The organism is Marivivens sp. LCG002, assembly GCF_030264275.1.
Classification (GTDB): Bacteria; Pseudomonadota; Alphaproteobacteria; order Rhodobacterales; family Rhodobacteraceae; genus Marivivens.
The window spans coordinates 2,134,786-2,150,265 of record NZ_CP127165.1; the positions used below are offsets into that span (position 1 = coordinate 2,134,786).

At 58.6% G+C, this 15,480-nt stretch carries 14 protein-coding genes; 4 read left to right on the forward strand and 10 right to left on the reverse strand.

From position 1 onward, the window contains the following. Positions 1 to 37: 37 nt before the first annotated feature. From QQG91_RS10585 to QQG91_RS10595, 3 genes are all read right to left on the reverse strand, one after another. Complete coding sequence (locus tag QQG91_RS10585; RefSeq protein ID WP_285770195.1) at positions 38 to 1,744, reverse strand: peptidoglycan -binding protein; 1,707 nt, start codon at positions 1,742 to 1,744, stop codon at positions 38 to 40. Continuing rightward, positions 1,744 to 2,883, reverse strand: a complete 1,140-nt coding sequence (locus tag QQG91_RS10590) for a biopolymer transporter ExbB (RefSeq protein ID WP_285772342.1) — start codon at positions 2,881 to 2,883, stop codon at positions 1,744 to 1,746. The genes QQG91_RS10585 and QQG91_RS10590 overlap by 1 nt, the downstream gene beginning before the upstream one ends. Before the next feature lie 80 nt (positions 2,884 to 2,963). Beyond that, positions 2,964 to 3,491, reverse strand: coding sequence for a gamma-glutamylcyclotransferase (locus QQG91_RS10595; RefSeq protein ID WP_285770196.1), 528 nt, complete (start codon positions 3,489 to 3,491; stop codon positions 2,964 to 2,966). Between the two features lie 64 nt (positions 3,492 to 3,555). Between QQG91_RS10595 and QQG91_RS10600 the strand changes: the two genes are divergently transcribed. Then, a complete protein-coding gene (locus tag QQG91_RS10600) occupies positions 3,556 to 4,503 on the forward strand; it encodes a DUF2125 domain-containing protein (RefSeq protein ID WP_285770197.1) in 948 nt (315 codons plus the stop codon). On the opposite strand, the gene QQG91_RS10605 is transcribed toward QQG91_RS10600, so the two are convergent. The 3 genes from QQG91_RS10605 to hisC are packed head-to-tail and all read right to left on the reverse strand — an operon-like array spanning position 4,500 to position 7,317. Next, a complete protein-coding gene (locus tag QQG91_RS10605; RefSeq protein ID WP_285770198.1) occupies positions 4,500 to 5,312 on the reverse strand; it encodes an extensin-like domain-containing protein in 813 nt (270 codons plus the stop codon). The two genes, QQG91_RS10600 and QQG91_RS10605, sit on opposite strands and share 4 nt — an antisense overlap. After that, the gene (locus tag QQG91_RS10610; protein WP_285770199.1) at positions 5,309 to 6,232 is read right to left on the reverse strand and encodes a prephenate/arogenate dehydrogenase family protein; all 924 of its coding nucleotides are present in this window, start codon (positions 6,230 to 6,232) and stop codon (positions 5,309 to 5,311) included. The genes QQG91_RS10605 and QQG91_RS10610 overlap by 4 nt, the downstream gene beginning before the upstream one ends. Then, positions 6,232 to 7,317 (reverse strand): histidinol-phosphate transaminase, encoded by a 1,086-nt coding sequence (gene hisC, locus QQG91_RS10615; RefSeq protein WP_285770200.1) that lies wholly within the window; start codon positions 7,315 to 7,317, stop codon positions 6,232 to 6,234. Before hisC ends, QQG91_RS10610 begins: the two co-directional genes overlap by 1 nt. 133 nt (positions 7,318 to 7,450) lie before the next feature. Between hisC and QQG91_RS10620 the strand changes: the two genes are divergently transcribed. Further along, positions 7,451 to 7,972 carry a DUF4329 domain-containing protein gene (locus QQG91_RS10620; RefSeq protein ID WP_285770201.1) on the forward strand — a complete coding sequence of 174 codons (522 nt, stop codon included), beginning with the start codon at positions 7,451 to 7,453 and terminating at the stop codon, positions 7,970 to 7,972. 63 nt (positions 7,973 to 8,035) lie between these two features. Here QQG91_RS10620 and rpsD read toward each other — a convergent pair whose 3' ends face one another. The 4 genes from rpsD to QQG91_RS10640 form a co-directional block, all read right to left on the reverse strand. Next, positions 8,036 to 8,656 carry a 30S ribosomal protein S4 gene (gene rpsD, locus QQG91_RS10625; protein ID WP_285770202.1) on the reverse strand — a complete coding sequence of 207 codons (621 nt, stop codon included), beginning with the start codon at positions 8,654 to 8,656 and terminating at the stop codon, positions 8,036 to 8,038. Between the two features lie 193 nt (positions 8,657 to 8,849). Beyond that, complete coding sequence (locus QQG91_RS10630; RefSeq protein WP_285770203.1) at positions 8,850 to 9,935, reverse strand: Hint domain-containing protein; 1,086 nt, start codon at positions 9,933 to 9,935, stop codon at positions 8,850 to 8,852. A gap of 116 nt (positions 9,936 to 10,051) precedes the next feature. Beyond that, the gene (locus QQG91_RS10635; RefSeq protein ID WP_285770204.1) at positions 10,052 to 10,981 is read right to left on the reverse strand and encodes a lipid A-modifier LpxR family protein; all 930 of its coding nucleotides are present in this window, start codon (positions 10,979 to 10,981) and stop codon (positions 10,052 to 10,054) included. A 113-nt stretch (positions 10,982 to 11,094) separates the two neighbouring features. Next, positions 11,095 to 11,883: an IclR family transcriptional regulator gene (locus QQG91_RS10640; protein WP_285770205.1), complete on the reverse strand. Its 789-nt coding sequence runs from the start codon at positions 11,881 to 11,883 to the stop codon at positions 11,095 to 11,097. Positions 11,884 to 11,982: 99 nt separating this feature from the next. On the opposite strand from QQG91_RS10640, the gene QQG91_RS10645 reads away from it, so the two are divergent. Then, positions 11,983 to 14,115, forward strand: a complete 2,133-nt coding sequence (locus QQG91_RS10645; RefSeq protein ID WP_285770206.1) for a malate synthase G — start codon at positions 11,983 to 11,985, stop codon at positions 14,113 to 14,115. Between the two features lie 282 nt (positions 14,116 to 14,397). Further along, positions 14,398 to 15,426 (forward strand): fatty acid desaturase, encoded by a 1,029-nt coding sequence (locus QQG91_RS10650; RefSeq protein WP_285770207.1) that lies wholly within the window; start codon positions 14,398 to 14,400, stop codon positions 15,424 to 15,426. Positions 15,427 to 15,480: the final 54 nt, after the last annotated feature.

Below are 15,480 nucleotides of genomic sequence, written 5' to 3' on the forward strand. Positions count from 1 at the left end.
CCCCGCCTTTCGGCGGGTTTTTTTTTAGCACAAGGCCTTAGCGTTCAGTGAGCTTGAGCTCGATCCGGCGGTTCTGCGCTCTGGCCTCTTCAGTCTCTTCGGTGTTGATCGGCTGGTATTCCCCGAACCCGTTCGCGGCAAGGTTTCGCGGGTCGATCCCTTGGGTTGCAACCATGAATTCCACCACCGAAAGCGCACGCGCTTGTGAAAGCTCCCAGTTGTTGCGGAATTCACCAAGTCCCGACAACGGCACATTATCCGTATGCCCATCGACACGAATGATCCAATCGATGTTTTCGGGGATTTCTTCCGCAACGCCACGCAAGAGCGCGGCAGCCTTGGCAATCTCGTCTCGGCCCTGGGGCGATAGTGTCGCCGAGCCGGGCGCAAAGAGCACCTCGGAGGAAAAGACGAAACGGTCGCCCTCGATCCGGATTCCTTCTTGGCCGTCGAGAACCTGACGCAACTCGCCAAAGAATTCGGAGCGATAGCTTTCGAGCTTCTCTGCTTCTTGTTCGAGCCTGATCCGCTCGGCCTCTTCAAGCTCGGCGCGGCGACGTTCTTCGGCAGCGACGCGGGCCAAAGCGGTGTTGAGCTGGCTTCCGAGGGACTCGATCTGGACTTGGGCATCGCGATCGGCGACCTCGGCCAGATTGAGCATTTCTTGTAAAGTGGCGACCTGTGTGCGCAGTGCGGCGACCTGTTCGTTGAGCAATGCAGCCTGACGCTGGCTTTCGGCCGATAGGGCCTTTTCTTGGGCCAAACGTTCGTTGGCCACCGCCAAAAGTGCGGCCTGACGCTCGGCCTCGGTCAATTGGCTATCCGTGTTCTGCCTCAGATCGACCAGTGTCTCGCGCAGCGTATCAAGCTCTGCTCCGAGTTCATCCTTGGCCAAATTCGCGGCAGCAAGAAGCGTGAGCGTATCTTCGGCCTCCTTGCGCTTTTCCTCGAGCGCAAGGGTCATTGCCGTCAGTTCCGTATCCGCATTGGCGAGCCGCTCGCGAAGAGCTTCGGCGGCGGCGGCATCGACAAGCATGGCTGCCTCCAGCTCGGAAATCCGCTCCTGACGGGTTGCGGTTTCGGCATCGAGCGCGCTGAGCTGTGCCGTCTTTTCCCCAAGGCTCTGGTTCAAAGTGGCAATCTGGCTTTGCTGCTCGGCATCTTTGTTCCGCATCTCTGCAAGGAGCGCCTCGAGAGCCTCGCGGCGTGCGGCAGCGAGGCGGGCGGCCTCTTCATTTGCGTCGATCTCGTCGCGGGCTTGGGCCAAGGCAAGGTTGAGCGCTTCGGCTTCGGTCAGAAGCTGGGCTTTATCGCCTTCGAGTGTTTCGATCTGGGTGCCAAGCCCTGCAATCTGATCTCGAAGATCTGTGCGCTCGGCCAAAAGCCCTGCAACCTGCGCTTCGAACCCCGTAATCCTGTTGTTCGCCTCGGCGAGGGCCGCGAGTTGGGCGTCACGATCGGCAGTCAATGCGGCGATGACATTGGATTGACGCTCCTGCTCCTGTTCCAAGGTGGAAACACGACCCTGAGCAAGCCCCAATGCTTCGGTCAAGGATGTGACCTCGGCCGTCAACGCCGTCAGTTGGTTTTCCTGTCCCGTGATCGTTTCACGCAACACGAACTGGATGACCATAAAAATGGTCAGAACAAACATGAGGACGAGCAAAAGCCCCGTCATCGCATCGACGAAACCGGGCCAGATACTGCCCTGAAACCGGTTCGCGCTGCGCCGACTGAGTGCCATTACTCGCCGCCCAAGCTTCTGACCGCGCGGGTGAGCGTTGCGATTTCGCCGCGAAGTTCGGCCATGGTTTCCTGACGGCCTGCCGAGACCTCTTCAAGAAGGCGCAGAAGCTGGACATCGATCGAGCGAAGCCGCATCCGGCTTTCCGCATCGATCCCTCCGCCGCCACCATCGCGAATGGCGTCGTGGATACGTTCCTGCGATTCAGCAAGTCGCACCATCAAATCGTTACTTGCTCCACCTTCCAAGCGCGCGGCAAGCTGTTCGACGGCATTGGCGAGGGTGCCAAGTCGTTCGTCCACCTCGGCCCGCGAAATATCGCTTTGGGTGAACATCATCTGCATGGACTCCATCTGTTCGGCCATGCGCTCGAGGACACCTGCCACCATGGCATCGCTCCCGCCTTCTTCGCCTGTGGCAAAGGAAAGTCGGGTGATCGAGGAAAGCCATTCCTCAAGCTCGCGATAAAAACGGTTCTGGCCGTGACCGGCAAAGAGCTCGAGCAGGCCGACGATCAGAGACCCCGCAAGACCGAGCAGCGAGGACGAGAAAGCCGTGCCCATACCGCCAAGCTGGCTTTCAAGTCCGGCCTGCAAACGATCAAAAATCGCGGCTCCCGTTTCCCCCTCTTGCGGGGAAAGCGAGCGGATCGTCTCGACAAGCGCGGGAACTGTGGTCGCCAGACCGTAAAAGGTCCCCAAGAGCCCCAAGAAAATCAGCGTATTGCCAAGATAGCGGGTGATCTCGCGGTCTTCGTCGATACGTTGCGCGACAGAATCAAGGATGGAGCGCGCCGAGGTCGAGGAAATATGCGTGGACGCCGACCGTGACCGCAACAAAGTCGCCAGTGGTGCGAGCAGCGATGGCGCCTGACGACGTTCCTGCGCTTTGACGAAGCTTTCGATCCAGCGCACGGAGTTTGCCAGCTGCACCACTTGCCCAAAGCAAGAGAGCACACCGATCACAAAGACAAAGAGGATGAGCCCATTCAAATAGGGGTTCGACATGAAAATCGAAAAGATCGTCGCATAGCCCACATAGCCGACAGCCCCGACAAGCCCGAGAGCGATCAGCATCGAAAAGATCTGACGCAGGGGCTGTGAAAAATGCGGCTCGGCCTCGGGTTCCCTGATATCCAGCACGGGTCAGGATCCTCATTGTTTCTCGTTGCTTCGAGATTAGAGGGACAGAGCCGGAAACCCAATAAAAATATGTGTGCTTAACCCGCGATCTCGCGCACACGTGCGACAAGCCAGCCCATATCGGGGTCATTGATCCCCATTTTTTCGAGATGTGCCGCCGTATTGAAGAGATATTCGGGATTCGGCCCGCGCCCCCCGACGGCTCGGGCGATCATTTGCGCCTGCGTTTCAAGATCAAAGTGGCAATATTGCTCGTGGTCGGGGTCGATGACATAGGTCACGGCCTCTATCCGCCGCCCGTCAGCACATTCGACGGTTTCGGTGGTTTCAAGATAGGCCGAGGACACCAGCTCTCGCTCGCGAAGATAGGTGAGCACCTGTTCCTCTTCACCCTCTTTCACCTCGAAAGCGACGCCGCAGCAACTCGCCCCCGCCTGACGATCGAGAGCCAGAACAAGGCCCGGCCTTTCGACTGTGCCACGATGATGGATCGAGAGCATGCAAAACGAGCGATGATAGTCGTGCAGACTGGCCTTGAGGGTCCGAACAGGTTCGAACCCCGGATTCCAAAGAAGTGATCCATATCCAAAGACCCAAAGCGGCATCTATCTGGTCCTTTCGTTTGGGCGCCTATAAACACGTGTTCGAGTTAAAAGGAAAGGGAATGGCATGCGTCTCATGACAACTGTGCTGGTTGGGGCCTCTGCACTTTATGGCGGCTATTGGTTCATCGGCCAGGCGGGTGTCGAGAAAGCAAGCCTTGCCGCAATCGAGACATATCGCGATCAGGGCTGGAACATCACGTTCGACACGCTCGAAACTGTCGGTTTCCCTTCGCGGTTCGATACGAATATCGAAAATGTTTCGGTCCAAAGCCCCGATGGCCGCTTTGGCTGGGACGCACCGTTCTTTCAGGTCTTCGCCCTCTCCTATAGCCCGAACAAGGTGATCGCTGCTTGGCCCGAAACGCAAACCCTGACGCTCGCAGGCCAGCCTGTCGAGGTGACAAGCACGGGTATGCGCGCAAGTGCAAACTTCGGTCTTTCCTCCAGCCTTCCGCTTGAAACCGCAACGATGGAAAGCGGGGCGGTCATGTTCAGTGGCGCCTTCGGAACGATCGGCGCGGACCATCTTATTGCGGCGATCCGTCCCGCCGGAGGGGTCGCTAGCTATGACGTCTGGCTGGATGCGAACCAAATCACTCTCCCCACCATTGCAGGAACCGAGGTTCTGACCCTTGGAAAGCTCGACGCCACAATCGAGCTTAGCGAGGAAATCAGGCTTCGCGACGAGCGCGTGCCAGTTCTCCAAGGCGCGAATATTCGCGATCTGAGACTGGATTGGGAAGATATGGGCTTTTCCATCAACGGCGAGTTCGTCGTGGACTCGAGCGGTTATCCCGAAGGCCGTATCACGATCAGCGCCCGCAATATGCCTGTTGTCATTGATCGCCTAGAAGCCGCAGGTGTGATCGAACGGGACGTCGCAATCACCTATCGCAACGTAGCGCGATCCTTGCAGGCTCGCGAAGGATCGGTTGACGTGCCTCTCTCCATGCGAGGCGGCATGTTGGCCTTTGGCCCCTTCCCGCTCGCGTCGCTGCCGAAGCTGCGCTAGCGACAATAGGACCCGCTGCGGTATCGGGCCGTGTCGAAATGGAAATGGTCGCGGTGCGCGGCATCGGCCGCAGGCCCGAGAACTGTTCCGAAAGGCCCACAGGCCGCACGGTGCATCTGGCGCAATTGGTCCCCGTCGTCACGGCTGTTCCAATCGTTCAGCACCGTGATCCTCTCGCCGTTCTGGAGCCTGAACCCCGCGATATCGATCGCACGGCCGAAACTGTGTTCGGACAGCCGCGCGCCTGCTTGATTGTTGCGCGGGCGACAGGTGTAATGACCCGCAACCAAAATCTGCGCCACACCGCCGCCTTCGCTTCCGATTGCGGGTTTGAGCCCCGTTTGTATCCATGTCTTGAGCGCTTTGGCGGTCGGACAATCGATTGTCGGACGCTCGCTGAAGGTGATCCCCGCAACAGAGCGGAGCCGAACCGCACTTTCGATCCCGCAACTGCCGCGCCCATCGACCGCTCCGATGGCTTCACCTTGGATGTCGGGGTCCCCGCAGACCTGCCCGCGAAGCCGCGCTTGCATTGCTGCTTGTGCCGTTGCAATCACGGCGTTGGTGCGCCTGACGGGTCTTGGGGACGTTGTAACCGCTAGCGAGCTCACCTCTGTCGTCACTGTTTCGATGGCTCCAACGGTCGACGGTGCCTCCGGCGACACGGTTGCAGGTCGGACCAAGGGCCGAAGAAGAGGCTCTGTCGTTTCTTCGCCACCTCTCGTCACGGGACGCAGCGAGGTTTCGGGTGCAAACGCGCAGACGGACCCGGCGGTCAAACAGGCTATGACCGCCAGCGCGAGCCTCATTCAGGCTTTACCGGAACACGGCCAAAGTCGGGCGCAGAGGTATCCTGCCCTGCTTCGATGATGCCGCGCCGAATGGCGCGCGTGCGGGTAAAGTAATCGAAGAGCTGGTCCCCGTCTCCCATGCGAATGGCCCGCTGGAGCGCAAAAAGCTCTTCGGTAAAGCGACCGAGGATCTCGAGCGTTGCATCCTTGTTGGTCAAGAAAACATCGCGCCACATGGTCGGGTCAGAGGCGGCGATACGGGTAAAGTCCCGAAAGCCCGCTGCCGAGAACTTGATCACTTCGCTATCCGTCACACGGCGAAGATCATCGGCCACACCCACCATGGTATAGGCGATAAGGTGCGGCGTATGGCTCACCACAGCACAAACAAGGTCGTGATGCTCGGGGTCCATGAATTCGATGTTCGACCCGATCCCCTTCCACAGTGCTGCGAGCTTCTCCACGGCGCTTTGATCTGCCTCTTCGGGAGCGACGATCAAACACCAGCGATTGTCGAAGAGCGTCGCAAACCCCGAACGCGGGCCCGAGTGTTCGGTCCCTGCCATCGGGTGCGCCCCTACGAAATGCACGCCATCGGGCAAGGCCGGCAGGATTGCCTCGAACACAGCCTTTTTCACAGAGCCCACATCGGAAACGGTCGCGCCCTTTTTGAGGTGAGGCGCGATTTCTTCCATCACGGCCCCCATCGAACCGACGGGCACACAGAGAACAACAAGGTCCGCATCCTTCACGGCCGCCGCAAGGGTATCCTCGACGCGGTCGACAAGGTTGATTTCGCGCGCGATCTCGCGGGTTTCTTTCGAGCGCGCGTAGCCGACGATTTCCCCTGCAAGACGACCACGGCGCATCGCCAATGACATCGAGCCCGCGATCAACCCCAAACCGATGAGGGCAACACGTTCGTAGATCACAGCCATCAGCGGACGCCTTTGAAGGTGGCGATGACGTGGATCACACGTCGGCAAGCCGCCTCATCCCCGATCGTGATCCGAAGACACTCGGGCAACCCATAACCTGCGACGGGGCGCACGATGATCCCTTCGGCCTTGAGCGCCGCATTACAGGCCTCCGCCTCGGCGGGACTGTCGAAACGGGCGAGCACAAAGTTGGCAAAGCTTTCGTCGCACCCGATACCCATCTGACGCAAGGCATTGGTCATCCATCCCCGCCATTTGTTGTTTTCATTGGCGCAACGGGTCACAAAGTCCTGATCGCGCACGGCTGCAATCGCGGTGGCCATCTGAACTTCGGAGAGGTTGAACGGCTGTCTGATGCGGTTCAGGACGCCGATGATTTCCTCATCTGCATAGCCCCAACCGATACGAAGCCCGCCGAGACCGTAGATCTTGGAAAAGGTGCGGGTCATGATGACATTCGGGAAGCGGTTGACGAGAGAAACGCCACCGTCGAAGTCGCCTGCGAATTCGGTATAGGCCCCATCGTGCACAAAAATCACGGTGTCGGGCAGGCCCGTCACCAAACGCTCGAGCTCCTCGCTGGTGAGCATGGTGCCCGTCGGGTTCGCGGGGTTTGCAAGAAACACCAGACGCGTGCGCTCGGTCACAGCCCCAAGGATCGCGTCAACGTCGACACGGCGCTCGGTCTCTTTGACTTCGACGGGGATTGCGCCGACCATCTTGGCCAGAATCGGATACATCGAAAAGCCGTGCTCTGTCAAAATGACCTCGTCACCGACCCCGCAATAGGCCTGAGTGACGAACTGGAGCACTTCGTCCGAACCTACGCCGCAGATGATGCGGGCGGGATCAAGATCATACACCTCGCCGATCGCTTCGCGAAGTGCGCGATGATCCGTGTTCGGATAGCGATGCAGGTTCTGGACAGTCCGTGCAAAGGCTTCGCGCGCTTTGTCACTGAAACCATAGGGGTTTTCATTGGCCGAGAGTTTGAGAGGCTCGGCTTTGCCTTCGACTTTGGATTCTCCACTGACGTAGAGTTTGATATCCATGATGCCGGGTTGCGGCACGATCTTTTGGGCCATTGGTCTTTGTCTCTTGAACTGTCCCGCCCCTCATACAAGCGCAAGGGAGCGGTTTCCAGCATATTGATCGTTGGCAGACAAGGCTTTTGCTGCGCAGTATTCAAAGGCATTCCCTCAACCCTTTGGAGAACGTATGAAACTTATTGCTGCTGTTTCCCTTGCGCTCGTTGCCAATCAGGCCATGGCGCAGTCGAATGACGAACTCGCCTTGGTCAAGTCCGTCTTTGCGCAACTCAATCCGATTTCGATCCGCGACAGGGTCGAATACTGCGGATACATCGGCATGAATGCCGAGGGCGCACTCATTGCCTCGCCGCCGACCCGTGGGGACGAAGGCAGCTGCATGTCCGATGATCCAACGGAGATCGAAGTCATCACCGCCTCTTATCACACCCACGGACAATATTCGCCCGACTACTTCAACGAAGTCCCGAGCGGCGACGACATGGAAGGTGACGAATCCGAGGGTATCGACGGATGGGTTGCAACTCCGGGCGGGCGCCTTTGGTATATCGACACGGACGAGATGGTCACCTCGCAGATTTGCGGGATCGGCTGTCTCCCGTCCGATCCCGATTTCGTCCAAGGCGATATGGGCCGGATCGATCCGTCCTATAGCTATGACCAGTTGATCGTTCTGCTCGAAACACGCTGACCAAAAGAAAAAGGGCCGTGCATTTCTGCACGACCCTTTCCGAATATCGGCAAAGAACCTGAATTAGTTCTTTGCGTAGAATTCGACGACGAGGTTCGGTTCCATCACGACCGGATACGGCACATCGCCGAGACCCGGAGTGCGAACGAAGGTCGCGGTCATCTTGTTGGTGTCGACTTCGAGATAGTCGGGGGTGTCGCGCTCGGTCAGAGCGATTGCCTCGAGAACGATGGCAAGCTGCTTCGACTTGTCACGAACTGCGATAACGTCGCCTTCTTTGACGCGGTAGGAAGCGATGTTCACTTTCTTGCCGTTCACGGTGACGTGGCCGTGGTTCACGAACTGACGAGCCGCGAAGATGGTCGGAACGAACTTGGCGCGGTAAACAACGGCGTCGAGACGGCGCTCGAGCAGACCGATGAGGTTTTCACCGGTATCACCACGTACACGCTCTGCTTCGCCATAGATGCGACGGAATTGCTTTTCGGTCAGGTCGCCGTAGTAGCCCTTGAGCTTCTGCTTGGCGCGGAGCTGCAGACCGAAGTCCGAAAGCTTGGCCTTGCGGCGCTGACCGTGCTGGCCGGGGCCGTATTCACGCTTGTTCACCGGGGACTTGGGACGGCCCCAGATGTTTTCGCCCATACGGCGGTCAATTTTGTACTTGGCAGACGTGCGTTTGGTCACGGCTGATCTCCTTCATTAAGTTTCGAAGGGCGTTGTCCTCTGGCCGAGGCCTGACAGGATTCCCCTTGCGGGGTCCACCAACACCAATGAGAGGCGGCTTATAGAGGGATTCAGCAGGGTGTCAACCGATCTTCGCGCTTTCGCACAAAGTTAAGGCGGGCCTTATTCGAAAGGCCCCGCCTCCGCTATCGGGTCAGGCGCTTCGCACTATTCCCGGAGTGTCGTGGCGCAGTATTGCAGCCTCGCTGTCCGACAACACGCGGCGCGCATACTCGCCATAATTCTGCGGATTGTCACGCAGCTCGGGGAGCTGTCCATAAAGACGCTCTTGTTCTTCGCCGAGGACAGAGCCGAGAGCCGCGCTCGCGGGATGGAAGCTCTCGGTTTCGACCCCGTTGGCAAAGACCACCTGATGGCTTGGAAGCATAAGATGGATATAGGCGAGGTGACGCACCGAACGATCCACATAGATCGTTTTGCCGTTCACAAGGTCCTTGGCCGTGACGAGCACTTCATCCGAGTTGAACAAAGCCCGCGCCTGTGCCCCTTTCAGGATCATGCGATGATCGGGCGAGACGAGAAGCCCGTCGTCGGGAACCTCTTCGCCCAGCGCCCCACGACGCAAGCGCACAGGCGCGTAATGCGGCATCGCAAGAAGACGTGCGCCGGTGATACGGCGACGACCGATCCAGAGGATCTCCTGAAGTCCGTTGTCCTTGGTCTGGACACGTTCACCTTCGCGCAGCTCCTCAACTCGCCGCGCTCCGGTTTCGGTCAGGATCTTGGTGCCGGGTGTAAAACAAATAACCCCGCCGGGCTGATCGGACCCGCTTGTCTGCTTCTCGATTTCCAAATCCGCGCTGACGACCCAAAGGTCGACATGGCGCGGAGGAACATCACCATAGAACATCAAGAGCGGCGGCCGACCAACGCGAGCTTCGATGATCGTGATCGTCCAAGCCTTACGCCCATCCGTCACATTAAAAGATTTCTCATGCATCGGCGTTTCAAGAACATCGTTCGAAACGTCCCGCCGCTCTGCGATTTCTGCGCGTTTGAGAATACGGCGCACCGAAAGTGCCGCCCGTTTCCGTAGGTCCGTCATGCCGGTCGCTTCGCCCAGCGGCAATACGCTGCTAGGCCCGTCAATTCTGACAGCCTCACCGGTCCATGCCCACGTCGCACCAACACGCAACGTCTCAACAGGGGCTGACCAAAGCCCATCAGTTTCAGTTTGCGACCAGGAGATGACGAACGTGCCTCGAAAGCCCGTTTTCATGCCCGATACTCTGCCTCAGTCTAACCCGCCTCTTTTGGGCGGTGTCTTATTGGAGACAAAAGACGTCAAATATCGCGGCGAATCAACTCTTTTTTACTTTTGAGGAAACAATTCAATCAAAAGTTGAAGCTAAAGCGCAACGCTCCGACAACTTGCCCACCCGATTGACCCACATATTCTTCGGACAAATAGGTCGCCCCGTAATAGAAGCTCGAGTAACGGCTGCGTTGGTATTCGATGCCTGCACGGGCACGATATGTCACGGGTTTGGCCTTGGTTCCGAAGCTTGCAGGAAAGAATGCGCTGTCGGATGTATGCGCGACATCGGCACCGACAATCGCGGTCCAACCGATATCGCCGTATTCGATCCCCTTGTAGAGGCTCCCCGTCAGCGAGTCGCGGATCAGCAGATCACGATCCGAGGCCGTGCCGATCACGACATCCGCGCCGACACGGGCCACGTCCTCGATCCCGACACGCCCTTCGAAGAACGGCTTGAAACGGATCGCATCGCTCAGCGCATAGGTCTTGGACACTTCGAGCGTGCCGGTAAGATAGGTGGCGTTTCCGATCTGGTTGTCGATGACGTTCTGGCCAAGGCGCTGGAGGCCCAACAATTTGTGGAAATGGTCCTGAAACCGCGAAAGACCCGTCTGCGGCCCCGTGAAGGTCACATCGACACCCGCCGAAACGTCATAGCCATCGAGCGCGTAATAAGTATGCACACCCGCCGTCAAAGCGCCGACATAAGCGCGATCATTGGAGTTCGCCCCGTTGAGCGAACGCGGCGCGATGATGTCGGAGCGCAACCGATATTCGATAATATCGCCGGGTTTGGCGGACAGACGTCCGGCCCATTCCTTACCCGTCATAATGTTGAGTGTGTATGTGCCCGTGTGCCAGCGGTCTTTGCGGTCCCCATAAGCGTCATTCACAAACATGCGGCCAAGCCCGAGAATGCCGAACTTTTCCACGAGAAACGACTCTTGAGCCTGAGCGGCACCGCCGGTCAGGGCGACGATAAGTGCAAGTACGGAGATACGCATACGAAAATCCTCTTTCCGCTCTAGCTAGGCTGCAGAGGGGTCAAAAGCAAATGCAATTGCGCGCCCAAGGACGCCGAGGGGACGGATATCGGACAAACAAACTGTTTCCGCCTTCAAAGCGGATCGCTCATGCCGCCGAGTTTGGCGGTCAGGCCCTCGGCGGCCTGAATGACGGTGGCACCGACGGTTTCCACTTTGGCCTCGGTCAGTCGCGCAGCCAGCCCCGAGACGGATATCGCCCCCGCTGCTTCGCCTTGGGGCGACCAGACCACCGCGGCAACACATCGAAGCCCCGTCACATGCTCTTCGTCATCAACAGCAAAGCCCCGCGCACGAGTGCGCTCGAGATCGTGCAAAAGCTGGTCGGTGTTGCGGATCGACTTGGTCGTCAAAGGCGAAAAACCCACCCTTTCGGCCAGCGCCACAACGTCCTTTTCGGACCATGTGGCCAAAATCGCCTTGCCCATTCCAGAGCAGAAGACAGGCACGCGCCCGCCGGGGGGCGATATGGCACGCATGATTTCGCGGCTTTCGACCTGCGACACAGTGACAAGCGTATCGTGATCGAGGATGCCGAGGTTCGCGGTTTCGCGCGTCGCATCCCTGAGCCGCCGCAAGAACGGAAGCGCGGGCGCAACAAAACTCCGCCGCTTGCCATAGGCCGACCCGACAGCAAAGGCCTCGCGCCCGACGAACCAAAGTGAGGTATCAGCCTCGAATTGGGCGAAGCCTTGGGTTTCCAGAGTGGTCAACAGTCTATGCGTCGTCGACACGGCAAGCCCGACCTCGCGGGCGATGTCACTGACGCGGGCCCCCTCATCGCTCCGTGCCAGCACACGCAAAAGCCCAAGGGCGCGCACGACGGATTGAACCCCCTGCCCCGAAGAACTTTCTTCTGCCATGACCGGACCTTTCCACGATATGGAAAATATTTTTCGCTTTGTGGCAAACCTTGGGGCGCAGGTCTAGGTTTTCTTCAAAGAGTATATGAGGAGTTTCCCATGTCGACCACCTATGTAGACCGCCACGGACTTTCTGTCGCCGCTGAACTGGCCGACCTTGTCGAGAACCAAGTGCTTCTCGGGGTGACGCCCGACGCCTTCTGGTCGGGATATGCGGCAATGCTCCGCGATCTGGCCCCCGTGAACAAGGCGCTTTTGGCCAAGCGGGACGCATTGCAAAAACAGATCGACGACTGGCACGTGGCCCATAAGTCGAAGGATTTCGATGCCGAGGCTTACCGAGCATTCTTGACCGAGATCGGCTATCTACAGCCCGAACCCGAGCCGTTCGAAGTTTCCGTCACCAACGTGGATGCTGAAATCGCGACCATCGCAGGCCCCCAGCTCGTCGTGCCTGTCATGAATGCGCGTTTCGCGCTCAACGCAGCGAACGCCCGTTGGGGATCGCTCTATGATGCGCTCTATGGAACCGACGCGATCGAAGGCGCGCCTCAGGGCAAAGGCTATGACGCAGAGCGCGGCGCCAAAGTCATCGCATGGGCACGCGCCCATCTGGATCAGGCCGTCCCGCTTGCCCAGGGCTCATGGGCCGAAGTCGAGGCTCTTTCGGTCGAAAACGGCAGCCTGCGCGTTACGGTCGGCGGGACGAGAACCGAACTGGCCGACGCAACCCAATTAGCGGGCCATAACGCGAGCGGAAATATCTTCCTGCGTGCCAACGGCCTTTTGATCGAGATCGTTATCGACCGCTCCAGCCAGATCGGAAGCGCCGATGCTGCGGGTATTGCGGATGTGCGTCTGGAAAGCGCATTGACCGCGATTCAGGACTGCGAGGACTCGGTCGCCGCTGTCGATGCCGAAGATAAATGCGCTGTCTACGCCAACTGGCTCGGCCTTATGAAAGGCGATCTGAGCGAAACCTTCGAGAAAGGCGGCAAGTCGCTGACCCGTCGCCTCAACCCCGATGTGACTTATACGGCGCCCGACGGCTCCGAAGTCGTGCATCCGGGTCGTGCGCTTCTCCTTGTGCGGAATGTCGGCCACCTGATGACCACCGACGCGGTGCTCTTGGATGGGGAAGAGACGCCCGAAGGTATGCTCGACGCCGCCGTGACCGTAGCGGCAGCGATGCATGACCTTGCAAAGTCCGAAAACAAAAACTCGCGCGCCGGCTCGGTCTATGTGGTCAAGCCCAAGATGCACGGGCCCGAAGAGGTCGCCTTTGCCGACACGCTTTATGGCCGCGTCGAGGATATTCTCGGCCTGCCCCGCTATACCGTAAAATTGGGCGTGATGGACGAAGAGCGCCGCACCTCTGCGAACCTTTTGGCCTGTATCAAAGCCGTGAAGGATCGCTGCGTCTTTATCAACACTGGGTTCCTTGACCGCACCGGCGATGAAATCCACACCTCGATGCAGATGGGTCCCGTCATCCCCAAAGCCGAGATGCAAGGGAGCGCGTGGCTCCCTGCTTACGAGGCGGGCAACGTCGATGCAGGGCTTGCAGCCGGACTGTCCGGCAAGGCGCAAATCGGCAAAGGTATGTGGGCCAAGCCCGACGCGATGGCCGAGATGCTCAAGGTCAAGATCGGCCACCCCAAAGCCGGCGCGAATACCGCTTGGGTTCCCTCGCCCACTGCGGCAACACTGCACGCGACCCATTACCATCAGGTGAATGTCCCCGCGCTTCAGGCCGACCTCAAAACCCGCGAAAAGGCCTCCAAAGCTGCCCTTCTGACACCACCGATCATGTTCGGGCGCAATCTCTCGGGCGAGGAAGTCCAGCGCGAGCTCGACAATGCGTGTCAGTCCATTCTGGGCTATGTCGTGCGTTGGGTCGATCAGGGTATCGGCTGCTCCAAGGTGCCGGACATCAACGATGTCGCTTTGATGGAGGACCGCGCCACACTCCGCATTTCGTCGCAGTATCTGGCGAACTGGATGCTTCACGGCATTTGCACCGCAGATGACATCGACGCGAGCCTTCGCCGCATGGCACCGAAAGTGGACGCGCAAAACGCGGGCGATGCCGCCTATGTTCCGATGGCCCCGTCGTTTGACGGTATCGCGTTCCATGCGGCGCGTGACCTTGTTTTCAAGGGAATCGAACAGCCTTCGGGCTATACCGAACCGCTTCTTCATGCGGCCCGCCGCAAAGCCAAGGCTGCATGATCCTGCAATGAACCAGAGGCGCGTGGTGGGATGCCCCCTCGCGCCTCTAAGTTGAAAAATGTGGATAACAACCACTCTGGGTTAATACAATCCAGGCCTTACGAAGCCTTCTCCCCTTACGTCTGCATGCGTTGACGCAAGAAATCGCTTTGCGGGACGCGTTCTGTGTGGCATTTGCCACCTCACACTTAGAACGGGACAATCGTTCAACCTGATGCAGAAGGGTTCCGGCTTTTGCGCAAGATCGGGTAAGGGATGAACGGGACAAGACGAGGCTACAGGATGAACGACCGCGCAAGCGCGATGGAGCAGGCAACAAAATCAGCTCAGGAATGGGTAAGAGATCTGGCGAAATACCGTGATCCCTGTGTCCGGCGGTCCACATTCGAACTCGCGGTGACGGTTGTTCCGTTTCTTGCCCTCTGGGGCTTGGCTTGGGCGGCTCTCTCGGTCAGCTATTGGCTTGCCTTTGCGATTGCCGCTGTAAACTCGGCCTTCCTCGTGCGTTTGTTCTGTATCCAGCATGATTGCGGTCACGCCTCTTTCTACAACAATCGCAAGGTTCAGGACTGGGTCGGCCGCTGTCTTGGTGTTCTGACCCTGACCCCCTATGCCGTTTGGAAGCGCACGCACGCACTCCATCACGCCCAACACGGTAACCTCGATATGCGCGGCATCGGCGATGTGATGACCCTCACAGTCGAGGAATATCGCGCACGCGGCTGGTTCGGTCGTCTCCAGTATCGCCTCTATCGCCATCCGCTGGTGCTCTTTGTGCTGGGTCCGATCTATCTGTTCATCCTTCAAAACCGTATTCCGCTCGGACTGATGAAGTCTTGGCAATACTGGTGGTCCGCGATGGGCACCAACCTGATGATCGCCCTGATCATCGGCACTTTGATCTGGTTCGGCGGGCTTGCCCCCGTATTGCTGATCTATCTTCCGACCTCGGTTCTGGCAGGCGCGATCGGCATCTGGCTCTTTTACGTGCAGCATCAGTTCGAGACGACCCATTGGTCCACAAGCGAAGAATGGCAGCTCCACGAAGCCGCTTTGAACGGCTCGTCGCATTATGTGCTGCCCCGCCCGCTCAACTGGCTTTCGGCGAACATCGGCATCCACCATGTCCACCACCTCTATAGCCGCATCCCCTTCTATCGTCTTCCCGAAGTGCTTCGTGACCATATCGAATTGGCCGAAGCCCAGCGTCTGACCTTTATGGACAGCCTGCGTTCGGTGAATATCCACCTTTGGGACGAGAAGCTTGGGCGTCTGATGTCGTTCCGCGAGGCACGTCGTCTTTACGGCTAAACCGAACCATATGTGATTTGCCTTCCAGCGCTGATTCCGTCATAATGACCGACG